General features: G+C 71.8%; 19 protein-coding genes. 9 read left to right on the plus strand and 10 right to left on the minus strand.

Annotated features, from left to right (window positions below):
* Positions 1 to 109 precede the first annotated feature (109 nt).
* Entirely contained in the window at positions 110 to 1,570 is a 1,461-nt protein-coding gene (locus tag EES42_RS29645; RefSeq protein ID WP_124721342.1) for a nucleobase:cation symporter-2 family protein, read from the plus strand.
* Positions 1,571 to 1,670: 100 nt separating this feature from the next.
* Here EES42_RS29645 and EES42_RS29650 read toward each other — a convergent pair whose 3' ends face one another.
* A complete protein-coding gene (locus tag EES42_RS29650) occupies positions 1,671 to 2,549 on the minus strand; it encodes a chitosanase (RefSeq protein ID WP_124721343.1) in 879 nt (292 codons plus the stop codon).
* Positions 2,550 to 2,761: 212 nt separating this feature from the next.
* Positions 2,762 to 3,070 (minus strand): SH3 domain-containing protein, encoded by a 309-nt coding sequence (locus tag EES42_RS29655; protein WP_124721344.1) that lies wholly within the window; start codon positions 3,068 to 3,070, stop codon positions 2,762 to 2,764.
* A gap of 291 nt (positions 3,071 to 3,361) precedes the next feature.
* Between EES42_RS29655 and EES42_RS29660 the strand changes: the two genes are divergently transcribed.
* Positions 3,362 to 4,045, plus strand: coding sequence for an alpha/beta fold hydrolase (locus tag EES42_RS29660; RefSeq protein WP_124721345.1), 684 nt, complete (start codon positions 3,362 to 3,364; stop codon positions 4,043 to 4,045).
* 144 nt (positions 4,046 to 4,189) lie between these two features.
* Entirely contained in the window at positions 4,190 to 6,325 is a 2,136-nt protein-coding gene (locus EES42_RS29665) for a hypothetical protein (RefSeq protein ID WP_124721346.1), read from the plus strand.
* A 92-nt stretch (positions 6,326 to 6,417) separates the two neighbouring features.
* Here EES42_RS29665 and EES42_RS29670 read toward each other — a convergent pair whose 3' ends face one another.
* Positions 6,418 to 7,023 (minus strand): TIGR03086 family metal-binding protein, encoded by a 606-nt coding sequence (locus EES42_RS29670; RefSeq protein WP_124721347.1) that lies wholly within the window; start codon positions 7,021 to 7,023, stop codon positions 6,418 to 6,420.
* A 29-nt stretch (positions 7,024 to 7,052) separates the two neighbouring features.
* The gene (locus EES42_RS29675) at positions 7,053 to 8,114 is read right to left on the minus strand and encodes an amidohydrolase family protein (RefSeq protein ID WP_124721348.1); all 1,062 of its coding nucleotides are present in this window, start codon (positions 8,112 to 8,114) and stop codon (positions 7,053 to 7,055) included.
* Positions 8,115 to 8,309: 195 nt separating this feature from the next.
* On the opposite strand from EES42_RS29675, the gene EES42_RS29680 reads away from it, so the two are divergent.
* Positions 8,310 to 9,287 (plus strand): fibronectin type III domain-containing protein, encoded by a 978-nt coding sequence (locus EES42_RS29680; protein WP_124721349.1) that lies wholly within the window; start codon positions 8,310 to 8,312, stop codon positions 9,285 to 9,287.
* Positions 9,288 to 9,325: 38 nt separating this feature from the next.
* Here the strand turns inward: EES42_RS29680 and EES42_RS29685 are convergent, their stop codons facing one another.
* On the minus strand, positions 9,326 to 12,772 hold the full coding sequence (locus EES42_RS29685) for an AAA domain-containing protein (protein ID WP_124721350.1): 3,447 nt from the start codon (positions 12,770 to 12,772) through the stop codon (positions 9,326 to 9,328).
* A 240-nt stretch (positions 12,773 to 13,012) separates the two neighbouring features.
* On the opposite strand from EES42_RS29685, the gene EES42_RS29690 reads away from it, so the two are divergent.
* The gene (locus EES42_RS29690) at positions 13,013 to 15,301 is read left to right on the plus strand and encodes a glycosyl hydrolase family 18 protein (protein ID WP_124721351.1); all 2,289 of its coding nucleotides are present in this window, start codon (positions 13,013 to 13,015) and stop codon (positions 15,299 to 15,301) included.
* 108 nt (positions 15,302 to 15,409) lie between these two features.
* Here the strand turns inward: EES42_RS29690 and EES42_RS29695 are convergent, their stop codons facing one another.
* On the minus strand, positions 15,410 to 16,039 hold the full coding sequence (locus EES42_RS29695) for a TetR/AcrR family transcriptional regulator (protein ID WP_124721352.1): 630 nt from the start codon (positions 16,037 to 16,039) through the stop codon (positions 15,410 to 15,412).
* 126 nt (positions 16,040 to 16,165) lie between these two features.
* Here EES42_RS29695 and EES42_RS29700 point away from each other — a divergent pair, with 126 nt between their 5' ends.
* On the plus strand, positions 16,166 to 17,434 hold the full coding sequence (locus EES42_RS29700; protein WP_124721353.1) for an extracellular solute-binding protein: 1,269 nt from the start codon (positions 16,166 to 16,168) through the stop codon (positions 17,432 to 17,434).
* A 71-nt stretch (positions 17,435 to 17,505) separates the two neighbouring features.
* On the opposite strand, the gene aceB is transcribed toward EES42_RS29700, so the two are convergent.
* Together aceB and EES42_RS29710 are read right to left on the minus strand one after the other, a co-directional pair.
* On the minus strand, positions 17,506 to 19,125 hold the full coding sequence (gene aceB / locus EES42_RS29705; RefSeq protein WP_124721354.1) for a malate synthase A: 1,620 nt from the start codon (positions 19,123 to 19,125) through the stop codon (positions 17,506 to 17,508).
* 234 nt (positions 19,126 to 19,359) lie between these two features.
* Complete coding sequence (locus tag EES42_RS29710; RefSeq protein WP_124721355.1) at positions 19,360 to 19,965, minus strand: nucleotidyltransferase family protein; 606 nt, start codon at positions 19,963 to 19,965, stop codon at positions 19,360 to 19,362.
* Between the two features lie 289 nt (positions 19,966 to 20,254).
* Between EES42_RS29710 and EES42_RS29715 the strand changes: the two genes are divergently transcribed.
* Positions 20,255 to 20,554, plus strand: coding sequence for a DUF5955 family protein (locus EES42_RS29715; protein ID WP_241196650.1), 300 nt, complete (start codon positions 20,255 to 20,257; stop codon positions 20,552 to 20,554).
* Between the two features lie 28 nt (positions 20,555 to 20,582).
* On the opposite strand, the gene EES42_RS29720 is transcribed toward EES42_RS29715, so the two are convergent.
* Positions 20,583 to 21,221 (minus strand): response regulator, encoded by a 639-nt coding sequence (locus tag EES42_RS29720; RefSeq protein ID WP_124721357.1) that lies wholly within the window; start codon positions 21,219 to 21,221, stop codon positions 20,583 to 20,585.
* Positions 21,218 to 22,426, minus strand: a complete 1,209-nt coding sequence (locus tag EES42_RS29725) for a sensor histidine kinase (protein WP_124721358.1) — start codon at positions 22,424 to 22,426, stop codon at positions 21,218 to 21,220. The genes EES42_RS29720 and EES42_RS29725 overlap by 4 nt, the downstream gene beginning before the upstream one ends.
* Before the next feature lie 110 nt (positions 22,427 to 22,536).
* Here EES42_RS29725 and EES42_RS29730 point away from each other — a divergent pair, with 110 nt between their 5' ends.
* Together EES42_RS29730 and EES42_RS29735 are read left to right on the plus strand one after the other, a co-directional pair.
* Positions 22,537 to 23,631, plus strand: coding sequence for an ABC transporter permease (locus tag EES42_RS29730; RefSeq protein WP_124721359.1), 1,095 nt, complete (start codon positions 22,537 to 22,539; stop codon positions 23,629 to 23,631).
* Entirely contained in the window at positions 23,628 to 24,308 is a 681-nt protein-coding gene (locus tag EES42_RS29735) for an ABC transporter ATP-binding protein (RefSeq protein ID WP_124721360.1), read from the plus strand. Before EES42_RS29730 ends, EES42_RS29735 begins: the two co-directional genes overlap by 4 nt.
* Positions 24,309 to 24,320: the final 12 nt, after the last annotated feature.

The following is a 24,320-nucleotide window of genomic DNA, read 5'->3' on the forward strand; positions in this document are numbered from 1 at the left end:
GCTGCCCGCACCAGCTGCACGACCTGCCCCACCTGCTCCAACGCACCACTTGCACCACCTCCCTGACACCCACGTCACCGCAGACGTGTACCCGACCGGAGGAACCGCCGTGGCAGCAAAGCCCAGGTTTCGCAACGACGCAGTCGCAGGATCCGATGGAGACCCCCATCTCGACGCCGCCCCCGATCCGGCCCCGCCGGACCGGAAGCACCCGGTCGACGAGACGCTCCCCCCACTGAAGATGTTCACCAGCGGCCTCCAGCACGTGGCCGCGATGTACGCGGGTGTGGTGGCCCCGCCGATGATCGTGGGGCCCGCCGTGGGCCTCACCGCCAAGGAGACCGCCTTCCTGATGGGGGCGAGCCTGTTCACCGCGGGCATAGCCACCCTGCTCCAGACCCTCGGCTTCTGGCGGATAGGCGCCCGGCTGCCGTTCGTCAACGGCGTCTCGTTCGCCGGGGTCACCCCGATGGTGGCGATCGGCAAGGACCGCGGGCACGACGGCATCGCCGTCATCTTCGGCGCGATCATCGTCGCCAGCCTGCTGGGCTTCCTGCTGGCCCCGTACTTCTGCAAACTGGTCCGCTTCTTCCCGCCCGTGGTCACCGGCACCGTGATCACCCTGATCGGTGTCTCGCTGCTGCCGGTCGCCTTCAACTGGTCCCAGGGCGGCAACGCCACCGCGGCGGACTACGGCTCCACGACCAACATCACCATGGCCGCCGTCACCCTGGTGATCGTCCTGGCGCTGCGCAAACTGCTGCGCGGCTTCCTCCAGCAGATCGCCATCCTGCTCGGACTGGTCGTCGGCACCCTGATCGCGATCCCGGTCGGCATCACCGACTTCGGCGCCATCAAGGACGCCGACCTGATCGGCTTCCCGACGCCGTTCCACTTCGGGGCGCCGCAGTTCGAGATCGCCGCGATCGTCTCGATGAGCATCGTGATGCTGGTCTGCATGACCGAGTCCACCGCGGACATGCTCGCGCTCGGCAGGATCGTCGGCCGGCCGGCCGACGAGCGGACCATCGAGGGCGGCCTGCGCGCCGACACCCTGGGCAGCGCCGTCAGCCCGCTCTTCAACGGCTTCATGTGCAGTGCCTTCGCCCAGAACATCGGGCTCGTCGCGATGACCAAGGTCCGCAGCCGCTTCGTGGTGGCGGCCGGCGGCGGCATCCTGATCGTGCTCGGCCTGGTCCCCGTCGCGGCGTCCGTCATCGCGCTCGTACCGCTGCCGGTCCTCGGCGGCGCGGGCATCGTGCTCTTCGGCTCGGTCGCCGCGAGCGGCATCCAGACCCTGGCGACCGCCGCGCTGGAGAAGGGCGAGAACGCGCTGATCGTGGCCGCGGCCGTGGGCATCGGACTGATCCCGATCGCCGCGCCGGAGTTCTACCACTCGTTCCCGCAGGACCTGCTGGTGGTGCTCGACTCCGGGATCTCGACCGGTTGCGTGGTGGCGATCGTGCTCAACCTGGCCTTCAACCACCTCGGGAAGAAGCCGGATCCGGAACCGGAGCAGTCGGAGCGGGAGCAGGGCCCGGTGGCCCCGGACCCGGTGGCCGCGCACTGATCCGGTCCGGCCCGGTACGGGGCCGGACCCGGAGCTGTGGCGCGTACGGCGACCCTCGCGGGTGCTGCCGTACGCGCCACAGCCGTGTTCCGCGAGTGCGTCAGCCGATGTGGAAGCTGTCGCCGTACACCTTCCAGTCGAGCGGCGGGTCCAGGTTCAGGTTGCCCTTCTTCAGGAAGACCCGCTGGGCGGTGTCCACCCGGCTGGTGTCCTCGTGGGCCTCCTCCTGCTTCATCGCCCAGACGCGGGCGTCGAGGAAGGCGTTGAGGTACGTGACCTCGTTGCCGCCCTGGGACGGCGGCTTCGCCTTCGAGAGGGCCCGCTTGCGGATGGAGCTGAAGCCGGTGCTGTCGCCGCCGTCGCCGTGCATGACGATGGCGTCGTAGTACGCGAACTGGCCCAGCGTGCCGATGCCGTCGGCCTTGCCCTGCTTGACGGCCGGGTTGAAGTAGACCCGGTCCCGCTCGTCGTCCTGGGCCTTCTTGAACGCGGAGTCGGAGGCGGCCTTCACCCAGTCCTTGGTGAAGTTGGGGTCGAGACCGCTGTGCGAGGGGGTGCCGTTGACCTTCCGCAGCGCGGGGAGGTACTTGGCGAGGACGTTGTCCGGCTTGCGCTCGGTGTACAGCTCGACGAGGTCGAGCATGTCGCCGGTACCGGAGCAGAAGCCGATGATGCCCGCGGTGTAGCCGCGGTCGTCGTCGATGTCCTCGATGTACTTGTACTGGGACTTCCAGTTGAGGGAGGAGTTCTCGGCGCTGGAGACCAGTTGCATGGCGATCTCCTTCTTCGCCGGGTCGTCCAGCCCGGTCGCGGCGGCGGCCTTCGGAGCCGCCGCTGCCGGTGTGGGGGCCGCCTGGTGTGAGAGGCCACCGGCGTAGGCGGTGACGGGAATGGCCGTGAGGGCCAGTCCGACCGCGATGACCGTGATGCGCACGGGGCGGGTGTTGCGACGTGCGGCGCGCTTAGGGGGAGCGTGCACCAGTCCTCCAAAGGGAGTTCTTCGTTCCGACGGTCTGTTAGGAAGCTTTCCTATCAGAGTGCGGGGTGGCCGTACAGCCCTCCGGCGCCGGGGAGTTGAGAAGTTCTCCTGGAAGACCGACGGCCCCGCACCGCGCGGAAGGCGCGATGCGGGGCCGGAACGGGTGCCGAGGTGCAGGTCGGCAGCGGGTGGACCGAGGCGTCGAGGCGGCCTCAGCAGTCGAGGTAGGCCACGTGGATCCAGACGCCCGTCGGACCGCCCCACAGGTCACCCATGACCCAGTTGCCCTGCTGGCCGCGGTAGTTGAGGTTCTGGCCCCGGTTCACCGTACCCAGAACCGGGTAGTCGGTGCCCGGTCCGCCGCGGAAGTTCACCCCGTTGTCGTTGACGGTGCAGACCGCGGCCGGCGCCTTCACGGCCTGTACGGCGGCGGGGCTCTGCGCGGCCTGGGCGGCGGGGCTCACCGCCAGCCCGAGTCCGGCGGTCAGCACCATCGCGGCCAGCATCATCTTCTTCATCATGTGGCTCTCTCCTCCGTATTCCGGCCCACGTGGGCGTGGGCCGTCCATCAGCCCAACGGCGCCGCCCACCGGCCGGTCACGGCTCCGGGCCGGACTTCGGACAGGAGCGAAAGCGCAGGTCATACGGGTTACGCCCCGGCGTGCGCAGGCACCGGGCGGACGCTTCCCGCGCCTGTTGATCACAGGTTTGAGCGACACCGAATCCGGAAAACGCCGCCACACACCGGCCGGCCGGGGCCACCGCGGAGGCGGCGGAACGATCTTCGCCCGTGCGCCTGTAGCGTCATGGGTATGGAAGATCAGTCTGTAGTGGATGTCGGCGACGTACGGCTCGCGTACCGGACCTGGGGCGACCCCTTCGGCTCGCCCGTGGTCCTGCTGCACGGCCTCGGCGGCTCCGCCGCGAGCTGGGAGGCGGCCGCCGGCCTGCTCGGCGAACAGTGGCGGGTGTACGCCCTGGACCTGCGCGGTCACGGCGAGAGCGACTGGCCGGACGAGTACTCCTTCGAGCTGATGCGGGACGACGTCCTCGGCTTCCTGGACGAGTGCGAGCTCGACCGGGTGGGCCTGGTCGGCCACTCCATGGGCGGCGTCGTCGCCCATCTGCTCGCCCAGGAGCACGCGGACCGGGTGGAGCGGCTGGTACTGGTGGAGACCCCGCCGCCGTTCCCGAGCGAGCCGAAGCCGGACGCCGAACCGGAGGGTCCGGTGGACTACGACTGGGCCGTCGTCGCTCCCCTCAGGGCCGAGGTGGCCGACCCCGACCCCGGGTGGCCGGCCGGCCTCGGCGAGATCGTCGCGCCGACGCTGATGATCGCGGGCGGCCCGGAGTCCACCATGCCCCAGGGGCGGCTGCAGGACATGGCCTCGCTGATCCCGGACTGCCGGCTGATCACGATCGGGGGCGGCCACCGGGTGCACGAGGTCCATCCCGACCAGGTCGCCCAGCAGATCACGGAGTTCTTCACCAGCTGAGGAACGGCGTCCGGGGAAGAAGGGCCGGACCGGCGTCGGGAGCAGGAGCAGGGGCAGGGGCAGGAACAGGAGCGGGCGCGGTGTCCGGGGCAACCGGGAGCCGGCCGACGGCTGTTGTCAGTGCCGGGTGGCAGGATCCGCTTCATGGACCTCGCATCGTTCCTCGCCGACGTCGACGCCCAGCCCTGGGCGGATCTCCAGCATGCCTACGGGAGCGCGGCGGACGTCCCCGGCCATCTGCGCGCGCTCGCCGGGGACAGCGAGGAGGCCGCGTCCGAGGCGGTCTCCGAGCTGTACGGCAGCATCCTGCACCAGGGTTCGGTCTACGGGGCCACGGCCCGCGCCGTTCCGTACCTCGCCCGGCTCGCCGGGGCCGGGTACCGCACGGAGGACCTGGTGGCGCTGCTCGGCGGGATAGCGGAGGGCGGGGCGGACGGCGGTGACAGCGACGAAGCCGCCTGCCGGGCGGCCGTCGTCGGTGAGCTGGCGCTGATCCTCACGGCGGTCGACGCCGGGGATCCGGGACTCCGGCGTGCCGCGGCGTGGGCCGCCGCGATGACCGGCGCGGCCGAGCAGGTGCTGCCGGTCCTCCACCGGCGCTGGAAGACCGAGACTGACCCCCTGGTACGGGCCGAACTCCTGGGCGCAATGGCGCACCTCGACGCGTCGGGCACGGCCGGCACGGCGACCGCGGCCCTCGGCGCGGACGAGCCCGGCGAGGTACGGATCGCGGCACTGCTGGCCTGCGTGGACGGCGGACTGCCGTGGGGACCCGCGCACCACGCGGTGATGCTCTCCCTCCTGCCCGTGAACGGCCTGGTCGAGGACCGGATGGACCTGGAGCGCAACGAACCGCTTCAGTACGTCGTCGAAGCGCTGCTGTTGCGCGACACCGACGCCGACCGCGACGCCACGTACACCCTGCTCGACGCCGCCCTGCGCAACGCGGACCCCGAGGCGCGGGAGGAGGCGCTGTGGGCCGCCGAGACGGCGTGCCTGCTGTCGCGGAGCGCGCCGGAGCGGCTGTCCGGTGCCGTGGAGGCGCTGATGGCCGACCCGGCGGACGCGCCCGCGGCGTACTCGCTGCTCGCGAAGCTGGGCGTCCGGGCCGCGGTGGCCGCTCCGGCGCTGGTCCGGCTCGCCGCGGGCGAGGGCGATCCGGCGGACCGCGCGCTGGAGGCACTCGTCGCCGTGGCCCCCGACCGGGCCGCGGCGCTACTGGCCCGTGACCTGGGGCGGCGTCCACGCGCACTCCGCGCGGCGTGCGGGTTCCTGATCGACGGTACAGCCGATTCCTCGTTCCCGTACGACCCGGCACTGCTCGACGCGATCCGTGCCCGGCTGGGTTCGGCCGGCCCCGACGCCGACGAGACCGTCCGGCTCGTCCTTCTGCTCGGCGCGTGGGGGAGCCGGGCATCGGCCGCCCTGCCCGAGCTGAGGTCCGTGCTGCCCGGATCCCCGAAGGCCGTGCCGAAGGCGCTGGCCGCGATCTGCCCGCCGGAGCACCGGGCGGCGACCGCGGAGCTCCTGACCGCCGCGACACGTACCGGACCGGAGGACGGCCGGCTCGCCGCGGCGGCGGCGGTGCGCGAGCTGACGGGAGAGACGGGCCCGCTGTTGGCGGCCGTCGCCGGCCATCTCACCCCCGGCGGCCCCGCGGTGCGGGAGGCCGCGCGCCTCGCCGCGGAGCTGGGCCCGGAGGCGACCGGCCTGGTGCCCGCCCTGCGGTCCGCGCTCAGCGAGTCCGGGGGCACCCGCAATTCCCCGCAGCTGGACGCCGATGTCGAGATCGCCGCGGCCCTGTGGCGGATCACCGCCGACCCGGAGACTGCGGTGCAGGTGCTGGCCGGTGTGCTCGCGGAGGCGGAGCCGACGTGGATGCACTGGACGCTCGGCCGTGCCGCGCGGGCGGCGGCCCGCATCGGCGGCGCGGCCCGGCCGCTGGTCCCCGCGCTGGAGGGCCTGCTCACCGACCGGGTGCAGATTCCGTCGGCCGTGCTCGCCCTGCACGCGATAGCGCCAGAGTCCCTCGACGGCCGCCGCGCGGCCGGGCTGCTCCTGGACGCCGCGGAGCGGGACGCCGACGCGGTGACCGCGCTGGAGGCCCTTGTCGCGCTGGGGCCCACCGCCCTCACCGCGGACCATCACCGCCGTCTGACCGCCCTGGCCGAGCGGGACCGTCGGGTGCGGGCCTCGGGTGTGGAGACGAGGATCGCCCCGGCCGACGAACGGCTGCGGGAACAGACACGCGAGGCGGCACGAACCCTGGCCGGAGCCTGACCGACCCCGCCCGGCCACGCCACCCGGAAACCCGACCGGCGAACCGCCGACCGGCGCACCCCCGACCGGCGCACCCGCCCCCTGCGTACCGCTCAGTCGCCGGGTTCCCAGTCCGGGCGGCGGCCGCTCATCGCGATGGCACGGTCGACGAGGGGCGCGTCGGCCGGGACCGGGGCCGGCGGGCCGAAGATGCTCTCCGGCCGGGGGTTGTCGTCGCCGGGCGTCAGCATGGCCAGCGAGGCGCGAAGGCTCGCCTCGTCCCCCTCGTACTTCTGGCCGGTCGACCGGGCGAGGTCCCAGCCGTGGATCACCAGCTCGTCCAGAGCGACCAGCAGGGCCACCTCACCCGGCAGATCCACGCTGCCCGCCCTGGTCATCCCCTGCCGGGCGGCAGGTTCGCGCCAGGCGGTCACCAGCTCCTCCAGCAGCGGCGGCAGCACCTCGCGCCAGTCGTCACCGAGCACGGGAGCGCTCGCGTCCGGAGCGGTGTCGGTCGTCGGGCCGAAGTCCTTCCGCGCCGCGTCACGGAACGCCGTGGTCAGCCCGACCAGATGGGCGAGCAGCTCGCGCACGGCGTAGTCGGGACAGGGAGTCGGATCGTCCAGCTGCTGCCCGTCGATGCCGTCGAGCAGCGAGGCGATCTGCCGCGCGGCGGGCTCCAGGTCGATCGTGGGAGTTGTCTCCGTGTGCGTGTCCATACAGTGCTGACTCCACCCGTTCCCGGAACTCATCGCACGACGCGTCCACGGAGCACGATCCGGCTCGGGTGGTTCAGTGCGCCGGGGTCGAGCGTCGGGTCGGTGGCGTACGCGACGACATCGGCGGGCGCGCCGTCCACCAGGCCGGGCAGTCCGAGCCAGGCCCGTGCGGTCCAAGAGGCGGCTCCGAGTGCCGCTCGGGCCGGCAGGCCGGCCCGTACCAGCCATTCCATCTCGCCCGCGACCGTCCCGCACGGGAAGGAGTCCGTCCCGGCCAGCACCGTCACCTTCGCCTCGTGGGCGGCGCGCACATTGCCGAGCATGGTGTCCCAGCCGGCCAGCCACAGATCCCGGCGCACGCTCGGCTCCCGCGCCCGCATCGCCTCCTCCTTCGCCCCGAACACGCTCAGCGTCGGCACGAACGCCGTGCCCTGCGCGGCCATCCGGTCCAGCAGCGCCGGGTCGAGATGCATGCCGTGCTCCAGGCTGTCGGCGCCCGCCAGTACGGCGTTGCGGGTGCCCTCGGCGGTCTGGCAGTGCACCGCCACCTTGCCGCCGGCCGCGTGCACCGCCTCCACCACCGAGGCCAACAGCGGCAGCGGTACGGCGGGTTCGTCGGCCGCCCAGTCACCGATGACCTTGCACCAGCCGCCCGAGGCCGCCGCCTCCTCCACGGCGGCCCGCACCAACTCGTCCTCGCCGACATCGCGTCCGAAACCGGGGAAGAACCGTCCGGGAGTGGCCAGCCACCGCCCCGCCGACGTCACATGCGGCAGCTCCGGGTCCTTCGCCACCCACGCGGGCATCCGCCGCGCGGTGCCCGGGGTGCGCACGGCGAGCACCCCGGCGTCCCGGTGCTCGCCCAACTGCCTGCGCAGCAACTCCTCGTCGAACGGCGAGTCCGGCCCCAGTGCACCCGGGTGCGTGTGCACATCGACGAGCCCGGGCAGCAGCCAGCCGCCGTCGACGATCGTCTCCGCGTCCCGGCCGGCGAGCCCGCCGGGCGGACTGCCCGCGCGGAGCACCTCGCCGTCGATCCAGAACGTGCGCTCCTCGCGCTCGGGCAGCACAACACCTCGTACGCACAACATCGTCCGACCGTACGGCACATCGAACACCGGCCGACGTGAACCGGCCGACGTGAACCGGCCGACGGGCGATCCGTGCGCACCGGCCGCCCGCACACATCGCCACATTGCGGAAGCTTCCGCTCCACCCTCTTGTCGGCGACCCCCGCGCCATGCGATACAGGTCTGGACCATTGCTTCCGGACGGAAGGCACGACCGTGCAACGCCTCCACGCAAGCGCCGCGTTGGCCTGCTCCGCCGCCCTGCTGCTCGCCGCGCTCACCGCATGTGACTCCGCCCCGGAGGCCGACACCCGCAAGCCGACGGTGCCGGGCCATGTGACGGCGCAGGCCAGCAGCGCCACCTCCGTGCACGTGATGTGGGAGCGGGCCTCCGACGACAGGGCGGTGACCGGTTACGAGATCTACCGCGAGGGCAAGCGGGTCGAATCGGTCCCGGCCGCCAAGGTGATGATCGACGTCGACGGGCTGACCGCGTCGACCGCGTACACCTTCACCGTCCGCGCCCGGGACGCCGCCGGAAACCTCTCCGCACCGAGCACCGCCGCACGCGTCACCACGCCCGCCCCCACCCCCGCCGACCACGAACCGCCGACCCGCCCGGTGAAGCTGCGCGGAACGGTGGACGGCAGCCGGGCGGTGAACCTCTCCTGGGGCGGCTCCACGGACGACATCGGTGTCACCTCCTACGACATCTACCAGGAGGACTCCCGGATCCACAGCGTGCCCGGCACCCGGACCACGGCGCATCTGACCGGCCTGCGCCCCGGCACCGTCTACACCTTCACCGTCCGCGCCCGCGACGCCGCCGACACCTCCTCCCCGGACAGCAATGCCGTCGACCTCACCACCGCCTCCGCCCCGGGCGCACCGGCCGGTACCGCCCCCACCGACCTGCGGATCGGCAACCGCGTCCAGGGCAAGGAGTACGTGATCGACCTGGACTGGCAGCAGCCGGAGACGGGCGGCGAGATCCCCTCGTACCAGCTCTTCATCGGCGGCCGGCTGACCACCACGATCGTCTGGGGCGCCACCCCGCCCAAGGGCCGGGCGCACTACCGGCTCACCGTCACCGACCCGCGCGGCACCCGCTACTCGATGAAGCTCCGCGCCAAGCTGCCCGACGGGAAGTGGGGCGACTTCTCCGCGCAGCGGACGGTCGTGCTCGGCGGCTGACGGGTGCTCGGACGCGGGGCGCCGGTGAGGCCCGGTGATCAGATCCGGCGCTGCCTCGGTACGAACACGGCGTCCTGCGGATGGACTTCACGCACCGCTCCGCAGGAACGGGGTTTTCCGGTCTGCGGGTCGGTGGCTTTCGTGGGGCAGGCCCACACCCAGTAGTGACTCCGTGGCGCCTTCTTCTGATTGATCTTGTATTTCCTGGCTTCCATCTCGGAACCGCATCGTGTGCATACGGCCGGGCGGGAGAGGGCCGAGGCGTGTTCGTGTTCCAGCAGTGTCCGGGCGAATCGGCTGCCACGGAACCGGACCATGATCTCGCGGCGGGCCCCGCTGCCCCTGGGGCTGTGGGACAGCGTGTTCAGGCTGCCCAGGAAGGTTGTCCGCTCGTCCACGACGAGGATTTTCTGGTGCATGGTTCTGATGCGCACCACCTGCCCTACTCCCGCCTGCAGTTCGGGAAGGCGCCGGGCGGCATCGGCGGCGGTGACGGCATTGGGGTGGCGCAGCTGTCGTCGCAGACCTTCGTCCGAGTCCTCGACGACGAAGACGACGACGCGCACGCCGCGCAGCCGGGCCGCGTTCAGATGGGGCAGGACATCCCACAGCCGGGTGTAGTACCAGGGTGCCCAGAGCCAGATCGACTCCTTGGCGGCGTCGATGGCTTCCAACGCGGCGGGGAAGTAGTCGTGCTCGTCATGGACGGCGTCCCACCGCACATGTCCGTCGAACGCCTGCCAGATCTCGCGCTGGATCGCGGTGGAATCCTCGGCGGAGAGCTCGGACTCCTCCATGCCGAGCAGATGCGCGGCCCGCACGCCCAGAATGCGGCGGTCCGGGCCGGGCGTGGCCAGCTCCCGGACGTGCGCGAGTACGGTTCCGGTCGCGGCCCGGGACACGGCCGACCACGCTGCGACGATGTAGACCCGCCGACGGGCACGTGTCGCTCCGACGTTGAACAGCCGTGCCCCCGTGCGTGCGAAGTCCCGGTCGCTGCCCAGATCGCCGAGACCGGTCCAGCCGAGTGTCCTGCCGTCCTCGACGAGGTCGAGCACCACGACATCGAACTCCCGGCCCTGGAAACGATGCGCCGTGCCGACCTCGACCGGCGGTGACCGGTGCAGGCTGCCCTGATCGGCGAGCCAGTCGTGGGTGAGGTCGGCCTGGGCGTTGTACGGGGTCACGATGCCGACCGATTCCCCCTGGTCACGATGGTGTTCGGCGAGTGCCTGGGCGACCACACTGCCTGCTGTCCACCAACGCCCCTTGCCCTTCCTGGGGGTGCGGGCGATGCCGAGTCCTTCGTCGCCGAGTCTGTCGGTGGTGATCAGCACGATCTCGGGATCCTCCTCCCGGTTCCGTGCCACCACGGCGGAGTCGAGCCTCGGCCCGTCGGGGAGCGTGCTGCCGTACGCGATGCGGTTGACCAGCTCGGTGAGGTCGGGCCCGAAGCGGTGAGTGGTGAGCAGCGCGGCACAGCCGGGGTGTGCCATGGCCTCGTCCGGCGTACCGATGCCGACCACGGCGAAGCAGTCACGGGTGAGCCAGCGTGACAGCTCGGTGTCGGACGGGGTGCGTCTGTGTTCGATCGGGCCGAGCTGGCAGAAGTCGCCGAGCAGGACAGCGGTTTCGCCGGCCTTGGCCACTGCGACGACCAGCTCCGGCAGTGAGGCGGCGGCGGCCTCGTCCACCAGCACGACGTCGTAGGGGCCCGCCGCGACCGCCTTGTTGATCCGCATCCGGGCAAGGGTCGTTGCCACGACCTTCGCATTCCGGATGATGTCGGGCTCCGCTCGGGCACGAAGCCGGCTGATCTCCTTGAGCAGTTGCTCGTGTTGCTTCTCCAGATCCCGGCAGCGCTTCAGCGTCGTCGCGGCCTTGCCGCGCAAGGCAGTCCGTTTCGCCTCCAGGGCCGGGAAGTCGGCCCTCTCCGCCGCTTCCACCGTGGTGCGGTCGTCGGGCCGTGGCCCCGGTTGCTGCTGTTGTGCGCGGGAGAACCGCGCACGCAGTCCGTCATGTTTCTGCCGTGCTTCGGAGAGCGAGTCCTCCGTGTCGTCGAGAGACGAGCGAGCCCGTGCGGTGGCCTCGGCGAGCCGCGTCAGCTCGGCGGCGTCGACCGGGTGGGCCAGACGTGTCAGTTCGTCGATGCGCGGATCGAGCAGCTCACGCTGACGGTCGAACGCCGAGGCGGCCCGGGAGGCCGCCTCGGCGAGATTCACCTGGCGGGCGACCAGGCCCGGAAGTGCCTGCGTGAGTTCAGCACGGCGTTTCCGGTTGCGCAGGCGAGCCCTGACGCCTTGCTCCAGATCGAGCGTGTCCAGTTCCTGCCGGGCCCTCTCCAGCGGGAGCCGTGCCTTGCGGGCCGCCGACTGCGCGGGGAGCAGTTCCTGCTCCATGGAGTCGAGCACCGCCTGCAAGCGGACCACTTCCATCAGCTGAGCGCGCTGATCGTCCACCGACCGTTCGGCCGCGAGGCATCGCCGGACCACTTCGGCAGCGTGGTCGCGGTGACCGGTCGCCTTCTTGACCTCGGTGTCCGCGTCGGCGACGTCGGCCGTCAGGGCTGCGAGGCGGCTGCCGTGGGCCAGGCGGTCGTGTGCCTGCCGGTACGCCTCGGGGTCGTAGCCCGACAGGGCGTCCTCCAGGCCGCGGAGGCGAGTGAGCACCGGGGAATCGCGAAGGGCCAGGAGGTCGCTCTCCGTCTGCTGCCGGCGGTCCTCCGTCTCCCGGATCCGTTCCCGCACGAGCAGCGCGAGACAGACCCGGGGATCGTCGGCGACCGAGGCGAGGTGGGGCGTACCGACCCGGACCAGTTCGCCGGGCAGCAGTCCCGTACGCGTCTTGACAGCGCCTTCGAGTGCGTTGTCCACCGCGATGTTCGTGCCGGACACCAGGAGCACGCGCTTGTTGCGGGAGGCGAGATGGTCGATGGCGCGTTTGAGCACCGTTGTCTTCCCCGTGCCGGGCGGCCCCCATACGAGCCGGATGCCCGGCGTGGTGCAGGCGAGATAGGTCTGTGCCTGTGCTCCCTGGAGCACGCCGGCACACGCCGTGCTGGTGAGCGGCGCCACGGGGCTGAGGCGATCGGAGACCAGCTGTTCGGCGAGGCCGGGGTCCTCGATGGCGCAGAGCGCCTCGTGGAGGCTCTTGTCCAGAAAGTCGTCGGGCCGGCCCATGGCCCACAGGCCGAGGCCGTGAACGGGTGCGTGTGCTCCCACCTGGAGGCGCAGTCGTTCGGTCTCCGCGACGTGGGAGATGACGTGATAGGCCGAGTCGCCCGCGGCCGGGGGGCCACTGCGCGGCGCAAGGCACATTTCGGTGAGATCGTCCGGGTTGACCTGGCGGGCGTAGGTACTCAACGCGTACCACCCGTCCTCCAGGTGGACGACATCGCCGAAGTATTTGAACTGCCGGTCCTCCGTTGATCCGGAAGAACGCTCGGCTGCCCGGGTCCCGCACAGGGCCGCGACCGCTTGCGTCATTTCGTCCAGCCATCGCGGCACGTGCGGATCCCCCGGTCTCGTCGAGAGAGCAGGATCGGATCTGCGGGGGATGCTTGTCCAGGGCGGGCACCGACCACCGTTGTGATGTGGCCATGTCTTTGGTCTGTACCTATTGACGTAGTGGTCCAGACCTCTTAGTTTCCCCTGTGCTCCATGGCACCAAGCATCCCGCTCCCCCTCAGGACCGCCTCACCGGTCCCTGCCTCAAGGGAGAACCCCATGTTCGAGCACATGACACTCAGACGGAGACCGGCGACCGCCCTCGTCGCCGTTCTCGGACTGCTTCTCGCGCTGCTGTCCCTGCAGGCCGCACCCGCGCACGCGGCGGGCAAGCTGACCGCCACCTTCGCCTCGGCCGACAACGGGTCGTGGTGGAAGGGGACTTACGTACTGCACAACGACACCGACACCGCCGTGACCGGATGGAGCCTGGAATTCGACCTGCCGGCCGGGGTCGCGATCGACACCTCGTACAACGGCACCGTCACCACCCAGGGCAGCCACGTCACCGCCGTCAACGCCCACTACAACGGTACGGTCGGCGCGCACGGCACCAGCGAGCCGTACAGCTTCTGGTTCGTCGCGACCGGGCCGATCGCCGCGCCCGTCGGCTGCCGGATCAACGGTGACAAGTGCGACGGCTCCGCGGACGCGCCCCCGGGTGCGCCCGGCGGGCTGAAGCAGACCGATGTCACCGCCCGTACCGCGTCACTGTCCTGGACGGCGGCCACGGCCGGTGACTTCCCGGTGGCGTCCTACGACATCCTGGCGGGCGGCAAGGTGGTGGGCTCGGCCACCGCGGCGACCTCCGCCACGGTCACCGGGCTGACCCCGGCCACCGCCTACTCCTTCACCGTCCGGGCCAAGGACACCCGGGGCAACACCTCCGCCGAGAGCGCACCGCTGGCCGTCACCACCGTCGACCCGGCCACCGACACCTCCCCGCCCACCGCACCGGGCACGCTGCACGCCACGGCGACCGACTCCTCGTCCGTCACGCTGGCCTGGACCGCCGCGACGGACAACCAGCGCGTCGCCGCGTACGACATCTACCGGGACGGGGCACTGGCCACCACGGTCCCGGGCACCACGACCACCGCCACCATCGGCGGGCTCTCGCCCTCGACCTCGTACACCTTCACGGTCAGGGCGCGCGACGCGGCGGACAACGCCTCCCCGGCCGGCAACGCGCTCACGGCGAAGACCGACGACATCGTCGGCGCGGGCAACTACGCCAAGGTCGGCTACTTCGTCCAGTGGGGCATCTACGGCCGCCAGTACTTCGTCAAGAACCTCCACGACTCGGGAGCCGCCGACAAGCTCGACATCGTCAACTACGCCTTCGCCAACATCGATCCGTCCAACCTCACCTGCCTGAACGGTGTCACCAAGGGCACCACCGCCGACCCCCAGGACCCCGAGCAGGGCACCGGAGCCGGTGACGCCGACGCCGACTACGGGCGCCCCTTCAGCGCCGCCCAGTCCGTCGACGGCGTCGCGGACGACGGCTGGGGCAAACTGCGCGGCAACTTCAACCAGTTGAAGAAGCTGAAGAAACTCCACCCGGACCTGAAGATCGTGGTCTCGCTCGGCGGCTGGACGTACTCGAAGTACTTCTCCGACGTGGCGGCCACCGACGCGGCCCGCAAGAAGTTCGTCTCCTCCTGCATCGACATGTACATCAAGGGCAACCTGCCCGAGTACAACGGCGCGGGCGGCCCCGGCACCGCCGCCGGGATCTTCGACGGCTTCGACATCGACTGGGAATGGCCGGGTACGGGCACCGGGCACCCCGGCAACCACTACTCGCCCGACGACAGGGACAACCTGACCCTGCTGCTCGCCGAGTTCCGCAAGCAGCTCGACGCCCTCGGCGGCGGACACCGCCTGCTCACCGCCTTCACCCCCGCCGACCCGCAGAAGATCGGCGAGGGCTGGGACCTGGGCAAGGTCTTCGACTCCCTCGACGTGGCGAACGTCCAGGGCTACGACTTCCACGGCTCCGGCAGTGACAACTCCTGGGAGCCGAACCGCACCGGCCACCAGGCCAATCTCTACACGGACGACCAGGACCCCTACGACTTCCACTTCAGCGCCGACGCCGCCGTCAAGGCCTACACCGACGCCGGCGTCGAGCCCCGCAAACTGACCCTCGGCATCCCGTTCTACGGCCGGGGCTGGCAGAACGTCGCCGACGGCGGGGCGGCCGGCGAATGGCAGCCGGCGGGCGGCGCCGCCCCCGGCCAGTTCGCGGAGGAGGCCGGGACCCGCGGCTACTCCAACCTCATCGGCGCGTACCCGACGATGACGGTCCATCACGACGAGCAGTCGGTGTCGACGTACGGCTTCACCGGCAGTCAGTGGTGGTCCTTCGACGACACCTGGTCCATCGGCAAGAAGACCGACTACGTGAAGTCCAAGGGGCTGCTGGGGGTGATGATCTGGGAAATGTCCGGTGACACGTCACAGGGCACATTGCTGAACGCGCTGGACACCGGTCTGAAGTAGCCGGAGCGGCACACCGGTCGCCGGTTCGCGGAGCTCCGCCGGGCTTCGCGAACCGGGCGGGGCTCCGCGAACCGGGCCGTTCCCGGCCGGGCCGTACGGCACCCGCGATCAGACGCCCTTCAGCGCGCCCTCCGCCGAGGTCAGGCAGCGCTGCGCCAGTGCCGCCGGGCCCTGTGACCCGGCGGCCGGGGCGTCGCCGGCCGCCCAGGTCTCCACCGCGGCCCGCACCGCCGCGCCGGCCACCCCGGCCGTCAGCCGGATGTCCAGTGAACCGGCTCCGTCCGGGAGTCCGGCGCGTGCCGCGAGGACCCCGGTCAGGGTGACGTCCGATTCGTGGCACGCGTCGTTCCACACCGACTGGAGAGCCGGGCTCTGCGTCGCCATCCTCAGCAGCGACCGCACCCACTCCAGGGACTCCGCCGCCGCCGTGTCACCGGGCGGCGGAGTCAGCGCCCGTGCCGCCGCGTGCCGCAGTGCGTCCGGCAGCGACAGGCCGGCCGGGGCGTCCCGGACAGCCTCCACCCACTGCCGGGCCCCGGCGGCGAGCAGCGGGGCGATGGCCTCCTCCTTGGTCGCGAAATAGCGGTAGAAGGTGCGCGGGGCGACACCCGCGGCGCGCGCGATGTCCTCGGCGCGGGTGGGCCGCAGGCCGTGTTCCACGAAGAGCGCCGCCGCCGTGCGGGCGATATCCAGTCGGGTCGCGGCCTTGCGCCGCTCCGTCAATGAGCCACCTTGCATGCGGATCAGGTTATGCCCTCGACCTCCTCGGTCCGGTGGGCCCAAGTCACCGTTAGGCAGAAGTTGCCTGTGTGGCAGAATCTGCCATTAGTGCATGTGTTGGGCTAGCAAGAGGTGGCAAGAGCGGTGCGTCGGCGGCAGTTCCTTCTTCAGACGGCCGGCCTCGCCGGCACCACGGCCGCGCTGGGGCTCACCGGCTGTTCGGCGAGCAAGGATGTGAAGCTCCATCTGCTCGTGGCCAGTTACGACAAGAGCATCGGTGCTTCGCTCGGCGACCAGTGGGACGCCGTCGCCGCGGCTTTCGAGAAGCAGCACGCCGGGATCAGGATCGAGCTGGAGCGGGTTTCCTACACCAAGATCGACAAGACGCTCGCCCAGCGGGTCGAGGAGGGCCGGGCGCCCGACATCGCGCAGTCGAACATCTTCGCGCCGTACGCCGAGGACGGCCGTCTCTACGACATGAGCCAGCTGTTCGACATCGCCACTCAGGCCGACTTCATCCGGTCCTTCACCGACGCGGGCACGGTCCGCGACGCCACCTACGGCATTCCGTTCCTGGCCAGCACGCCCCGGCTCTTCTACAACAAGGAGCTGTTCCGGCGGGCCCGCATCAGCGGTGCCCCCACGTCGTGGGACGAACTGCGGGCGTCCGCCCAGGCGCTGAAGGCGATCGGCGTGAAGACGCCGTACGGGCTCCAGCTCGGCCCCGAGGCGGCCGAGGACGAGGCCCTGTCCTGGCTGCTCGCGGCCGGCGGCGGCTACACGAGTGAGCTCGCGGAGTACGACTTCGTGAAGCCGGAGAACGTCGAGGCCCTGACCTGGCTGCGGGACGAGCTGGTCGCCGAGGGGCTGGCGGGTGCCGACCCCATGAAACTCAACCGGACCGACGCGTACACCCAGTTCATGCGCAGCGAGATCGGCATGATGATCGGCCACCCCATGCTGATGGGCGCGGCCGATCAGGCCAAACTCCCCTATGCGCACGCCGCGTTCCCCAAGAAGGACGGCGGCGCCGCCCCTCCGGTGGGGATCAGCGACTGGCTGATGGCGTTCCGGCGCAACGACCACCGCAAGGAGTGCGGCGCCTTCCTCTCGTTCCTCTACAGCGGGAAGTCCGCCCTGACCTACGGCGGCAGCCAGTCCGCGCTGCCCGTGACGTACTCCGCATCCGACGCGGCGACCGGGAAGCCCGCCGAGCAGCCGCTCTCACCGTTCATCGAGCAGCTGGCGAACGCCCAGTTCGCACCGGTCAACATGCGTTCCTGGCCCGCCGTCCGGGGCGCCATCCGCACCGATGTGGGCCAGGCGGTACTGAAGGGCGGCGAGCCCGAGACCGTTCTCGCGTCGCTCGACGAGTCGGCGGTCAAGGCGGACATGGAGGCGGCGACCTCCTGACGGCCACGCACCTCCGCCCCCGGCGCTGTGCGGTGCCGGGGGCGGAGCTGTGCGGCCGGGTGGTGCGGGGCTCAGCCCAGCTGCTCGTACGCCGGGAGCGTCAGGAAGTCCGCGTAGTCCTGGTCCAGGGAGACCTGGAGCAGGAGGTCGTGGGCCTGCTGCCACTTGCCGGCGGCGAACGCCTCGTCGCCGATCTCCGCGCGGATCGCGGCGAGTTCCTCGGCGGCGACCTCGCGGGCCAGCTTCGCCGTGGCGTGCTTGCCGTTCTCGAAGACCACGTCCGCGTTGATCCACTGCCAGATCTGTGAGCGGGAGATCTCCGCGGTGGCGGCGTCCTCCATCAGGTTGAAGATGGCGACCGCGCCCATGCCGCGCAGCCAGGCCTCGATGTAGCGGATGCCGACCGCGACGGCGTTGCGCAGGCCCTCGTAGGTGGGCTTGGCGTCCAGGGTGTCGATGGCGATCAGGTCACCGGCGGCCACCGCGACGTCCTCGCGCAGGCGCTCCTTCTGGTTCGGCCTCTCGCCGAGGACCGCGTCGAAGGACGCCATGGCGATCGGGACCAGGTCCGGGTGGGCGACCCAGGAGCCGTCGAAGCCGTCGTTCGCCTCGCGGTCCTTGTCGGCCTTGACCTTCTCGAACGCGACCTTGTTGACCTCGGCGTCGCGGCGGGACGGGATGAAGGCGGCCATGCCGCCGATGGCGTGCGCGCCGCGCTTGTGGCAGGTGCGGACCAGGAGTTCGGTGTACGCGCGCATGAACGGGGCGGTCATCGTCACCGCGTTGCGGTCCGGCAGGACGAACTTGGAGCCGCCGTCGCGGAAGTTCTTGACGATGGAGAAGAGATAGTCCCAACGTCCCGCGTTCAGCCCGGAGGCGTGGTCGCGGAGCTCGTAGAGGATCTCCTCCATCTCGTACGCGGCGGTGATCGTCTCGATCAGGACGGTCGCGCGGACCGTGCCCTGCGGGATGCCGACGTAGTCCTGGGCGAAGACGAAGATGTCGTTCCAGAGGCGGGCCTCCAGGTGCGACTCCGTCTTCGGGAGGTAGAAGTACGGGCCCTTGCCGAGGTCGATCAGGCGCTGGGCGTTGTGGAAGAAGTAGAGGCCGAAGTCGACCAGCGCGCCGGGCACCGGGGTGCCGTCGAGCTGGAGGTGACGCTCGTTCAGGTGCCAGCCCCGGGGGCGGGTGACGACCGTGGCGAGCTCGTCGGCGGGCCGCAGGGCGTACGACTTGCCGGACTTCGGGTCCGTGAAGTCGATGGAGCGGGTGTAGGCGTCGATCAGGTTGAGCTGGCCGAGGACGACGTTCTCCCACGTGGGGGCGGACGCGTCCTCGAAGTCGGCGAGCCAGACCTTCGCGCCCGAGTTCAGGGCGTTGATGGTCATCTTGCGGTCGGTCGGACCGGTGATCTCCACCCGGCGGTCGTTCAGCGCGGCCGGGGCCGGCGCGACCTTCCAGGAGTCGTCCGCGCGGATGGCCGCCGTCTCGGGCAGGAAGTCCAGCGTGGAGGTGCGGGCGATCTCGGCGCGGCGCTCGCCGCGGCGGGCGAGCAGCTCGTCACGGCGCGGCGTGAACTGCCGGTGCAGCTCGGCCACGAACGCGAGGGCCGCGTCGGTCAGGACCTCGTCCTGCCGGGGCAGGGGCTCGGCATCGACGATGGCCAGCGGGGACGGCGCTGGTGCGGACATGAGCTGTCACTCCTTCAGCGGGCGGTGCGGGCGGCGTCTCACGGCCGCCGGGTCGCCTGAAATGGCACGGCGTGCCAGGGCTCCGGGATACGGGCGTGGAAGCCGTCCGAGGTGCAGAGGGCTTCTGACCAGTGGATAGTAGTTTCCTCATGGTGGAAGTTCAATGGTTTGTTGATGTCGAGATTCTCCGGGTCGACAGAAGTGGCCCGGTGCTGGCGCAGCGTGCCAGCCCGGTCACCCGAGGTGTCTCAGGTCCTCCACCGTGTCGATGTCGTACGCCTGAGCCACATCGGAACACTCGACGAGCGTGATCGCATCGCGGTGCGCCCGCAGGTACGCCCGGGCACCCTGGTCACCCACCGCCCCCGCCGCGATCTCCGCCCACAGCTCCGCCCCGAACAGCACCGGATGGCCCCGTTCCCCGCCGTAGGCGGCGGCCGCGATCCCCGACCGGGAGCGGTACGCCGAACGCACCCGGGCCACCGCGTCCGCACCGATCCCCGGCTGATCGACCAGGAGGACGAGCGCCGCGTCCGCCCCCGTGGCCGCCAGCGCCCCGAGCCCCGCCCGCAGCGACGAGCCCATGCCCTCGGCCCACCCGGGGTTGACGGTGACCGGGCAGCCGGTGAGATCGGCCCTGGCCCGTACCCGCTCGGCCGACGCGCCCAGCACCACATGGACGGGGCCGCAGCCGCCGTCCCGCAGTACCCGCACCGCGTGCTCGACCAGTGGCCGGCCATGGTGTTCGAGCAGTGCCTTGGGCCGCCCGCCGAGCCGCCGGCCGCCGCCCGCGGCCAGCAGCAGCCCGGCGACCTTCGGGGTCGGTGTTGTCGCAGTCATGCGGTCTGGATACCCCGGCACGCCCCGGACGTGCACCTCTCGCACCCCTCGTACTCCCTTTGCACACCCTTCGCGCAAGCAAGCTGAGACGGGTGCGGGCGGGAACGCCGTCCACCGGGATCCACACAGATCACCCTTACGGGACACCCCGAATTCCGTCCGCGGAGTGGCGCTCGGCAGCTGTCATGGCGTTAACTTGCGCGCACGCCCGGACACTTGACCAATGGTGTGGGGACCGGTCGGAACACTGGCACAAGGATGTGCGAGGGGGAGTGCTTTGTTGCGAAGCGTGGGGCAGACGCGGGTGACCGGCAGCGAGGACCCGAGGGTGACGGAGCTGCGTACGGCCGTCTCCCGGCTCCGCCGCGAGCTGGCCGGGCATCCGCGCGAATTCCCGGACCGGGGGATCGCCGAGGACGAACTGGCCGCGCTGGACGCGATGGCGGCGAGCGGTGTCCCCGAGATTCCGCGGCTGCGCCGTTCACTGCTGCTGATCGCCGGCGCGATCGGCTCCGTGAGCGCACTGGCGTCCGCGCTCAGGGACGTACGGGTGGCCGTCGACCTCTTCGGTGAGCCGCCGCGCGGCTGACCGGTGACCCGGCGGCGGGGCGACGGGGTCAGCGGCGGATGAGCCTGCGGGCCGTCGCCGCCGCGACCGCCGAGGTGCGCGAGTCCACGCCCAGCTTGGCGTAGATGTGCACCAGATGGGACTTCACCGTCGCCTGGCTGAGGAAGAGCCGCTTGCTGATCTGCAGGTTCGACAGCCCCTCGCCGACCAGTTGCAGTACCTCCAGTTCGCGCTTGGTCAGGGCTTCCGCGGGGGTGCGCATGCGGTCCATCAGGCGGTGCGCGACGGCCGGCGCCAGCGCCGACCGGCCCGCCGCGGCCGTGCGTACCGCCGCCGCCAGCTCCTCCGGCGGGGCGTCCTTGAGCAGATAGCCGGCGGCGCCCGCCTCGACGGCGGCCAGGATGTCGGCGTCCGAGTCGTACGTGGTGAGGATCAGGACGCGGGGCGCGCCCGGCTGCGCGGTGATCGCCGCGGTGGCCTGCGATCCGTGCATGCCCGCGCCGAACTGGAGGTCCATGAGGACGACGTCGAACCCGCCGGTCGCGGCGAGCGAGACGGCCCGCTCGGCCGTGGCCGCCTCGGCGACCACCCGGAAACCGGGTTCGGAGTCGAGCACGGCGCGCAGCCCCGCCCGTACCACGGGGTGGTCGTCGGCGAGCAGCAGCCTGATGGGGTCGGGGGTGGTCATGCGGCGTCCTGTCCTGGCCGGCCGTCGGGGATCGGGAGCGGAAGGGTGAGGGCGACGGCGGTGCCCTGACCGGGGGCGGATTCGACACTGAGCGTGCCGCCCAGGGAACGGGCGCGCGCCCGCATCGCGGGCAGCCCGAAGCCCCCGGCGTCCTGGTCCGCGACGACCGGGCCGCGGCCCGGGACGAACCCCCGGCCGTCGTCGACGACGTCCAGCGACACCGAGGTGTCCATGAAGCTGAGGGTGATCTCCGCGCGCCCGGCCCCGGCGTGCCGCACCGTATTGGCCAGCGCGGACTGGGCGGTGCGCAGCAGCGCCACCTCGTACGGGGTGGGCAGCTCCACCGGTGTGCCGCTCACCGCGAACTGCACCGTGAGGCCGGGGCCCGTGGTGCGGGACGAGAGGCGTTCCAGGGCGGCCGCCAGGGAGCCGTTCTCCAGGTCCGGCGGCGACAGGGCGCGGACGAAGCGGCGGGCCTCGGCGAGGTTGTCCTGGGCGGCCTCGCGGGCCCGGCGGACGTGCGGGGTGGCGGGGGCGTCGGCGGGCAGGGTGCGTTCGGCGGCGCGCAGCAGCAACTGGATGCTGGACAGGCCCTGGGCGAGGGTGTCGTGGATCTCGCGGGCCAGCCGCTCACGTTCGGCGAGCGTGCCCGCGGTGCGTTCCGCCGCGGCCAGCTCCGCCCGGGTCGACATCAGCTCCTCGATGAGCTCCCGGCGCCGTTCGCTCTCCCGGAACAGCGCCTCGTACCCGAGGACCGTCGCGACCGCCACCGCCGCCCCGAGCAGCGGACCGATGAAGGTGCCCGGTGTGACGGGCTCGCCGTGCAGCACGAAGCAGGCGATGGCGGCGGCCGCGGTGAGCGCGACGGCGGGCAGCGCCCAGCGGGTCGGCAGCAGGTGCAGTTGCAGGAAGTACAGCGGGAAGGCCACCCACAGGGCCTCCGGCGACAGGACGAGCAGCGCCAGCCACACGGCGCCCAGCGCCGCCAGCCACAGCGCGCCCGCGCGGGTGCGGGGCTGCACGGCGGGGGCGAGTGCGCCCGCCGCGTAGACGGCGGCCATCAGACAGCTGACCGCGACGACCGCCGCCGCGTGGGTGCCGTCGCCGACGGCCCGTACCGCCGCCAGTGCCAGCAGCCCCACCAGCAGCGCGTGCAGACACAGCCGCAGCGCGGCGGCGACCGGGGGATGGGCGCGGGAATCCATGATTCGTCCAGCGTAGACGGGGGGTGCCGGGGGCCGGTCAATCGAAAGGTTGATGTCGGGCCCCACCGCCGAGCGATGTTTCCGGGCGCCCGGCGGCCGAGGCTGGGAGCATGTTCGTCGCATGGAGAGATCTCCGGTTCGCCAAGGGCCGGTTCGCGCTCATGGGCTCGGTCGTGGTGCTGATCACGCTGCTCGTGGGTCTGTTGTCCGGCCTCACCGCCGGCCTGGCCCGGGAGAACACCTCGGCCGTCACCGGGCTGAACGCCGACCACCTCGCGTTCGCCGCCCCGCCCGACGGCCGGTCCGTGTCCTTCACCGACTCGGTCGTGAAGGAGGACGCCTGGCGGAGCTGGGCGAAGCGGCCCGGGGTGAGCGGCGCGGAGCCGCTCGGCATCCGCACGCTCAACGCCGTCGCGGACCGGGGGGAGCGCACGGCCGCCGTGTCGGCGTTCGGGATCGAGCCGGACGGGGACCTGGCGCCCACCGGCGGAGCCCGGGTCGGGGCGGGGAAGGTGGTGCTGTCCCGGCAGGCCGCCGACGACCTGGCGGCGGGGGCCGGTGACCGGCTGCGGCTCGGTGCCACCGAGGTCACCGTCGAGGCCGTCGCGGGGGACGCCTCGTACAGCCACACGCCCGTCGTGTGGACCTCGCTCGACGACTGGCAGCGGTTCGGCGCGGACGGTGGGGGCCCGGCCCGGCACGCCACGGTGATCGCCCTGACCACCACCGGCGGCGCCGACCTCGCCGCGGGCGACCGGGCGACCGGCACCAGCACGCTCTCGCTCGACGGCTCCCTCACCGCCATCGGCTCCTACCAGGCCGAGAACGGCTCGCTCCAGCTGATGCGCGGCTTCCTCTTCGCCATCTCCGCCCTGGTCATCGGCGCCTTCTTCACCGTCTGGACGATCCAGCGCAGCGGCGACGTCGCCGTGCTCAAGGCGCTCGGCGCCTCCACCCGGTACCTGCTGCGCGACGCGCTCGGGCAGGCCGTCGTGATGCTCGCCATCGGGACGGGCGTGGGCACCGCGCTCGCCTCCGGCATCGGCGCCCTGATCAGCGGCGGGGCCGTGCCCTTCGTCCTCGACGCGGCGACCGTGCTGGTCCCGGCGGCCGTCATGATCGTCCTCGGTGCCCTCGGGGCGGCCCTGTCCATCCGGCGGATCACCGCCGTCGACCCGCTCACCGCACTCGGGAGTGCCCGATGACCCTCACCCTCGCCGACGTCACCCTCACCTACCCCGACGGCGACGGCCGGCTCACCGCCCTCGACCGGATCTCGCTGGACGTACCGGCGGGTTCGCTCACCGCGGTCGTCGGACCGTCCGGCTCCGGCAAGTCCAGCCTGCTCGCGGTGGCCGCGACCCTGGTCACCCCGGACAGCGGCCGGGTGGTCGTCGCCGGCACGGAGACCGCCGGCCTCGGCCGCAAGCAGCAGGCGCGGCTGCGCCGCGAGCGCATCGGCATCGTCTTCCAGCAGCCCAATCTGCTGCCGTCGCTCACGGCGGCCGAACAGCTCCAGGTGATGGCCCATCTCTCGGGCGGCGCCGTACGCGCGGCCCGCGGCCGGGCGCTGGAACTGCTGGACGCGGTCGGCCTGGCGGACCAGGCCGGACGCAGGCCCCACCAGCTGTCGGGCGGGCAGCGGCAGCGGATCAACATCGCGCGGGCCCTGATGAACGATCCGGCGGTGCTGCTGGTCGACGAGCCGACCAGCGCGCTCGACCACGAGCGGGGCGCGGCGGTGCTGGACCTGCTGCTCGCGCTGACCCGGGAGCGGTCGACGGCCACGGTGCTGGTCACCCACGACCTGGCCCATCTGGACCGGGCGGACCGAACGGTCCGGATGGACGACGGCCGCCTGACGGTGCCGGAACCGGTCTGAGACGCGGGGGAC

This window comes from Streptomyces sp. ADI95-17, from assembly GCF_003846175.1.
GTDB classification, from domain to species: domain Bacteria; phylum Actinomycetota; class Actinomycetes; order Streptomycetales; family Streptomycetaceae; genus Streptomyces; species Streptomyces sanglieri.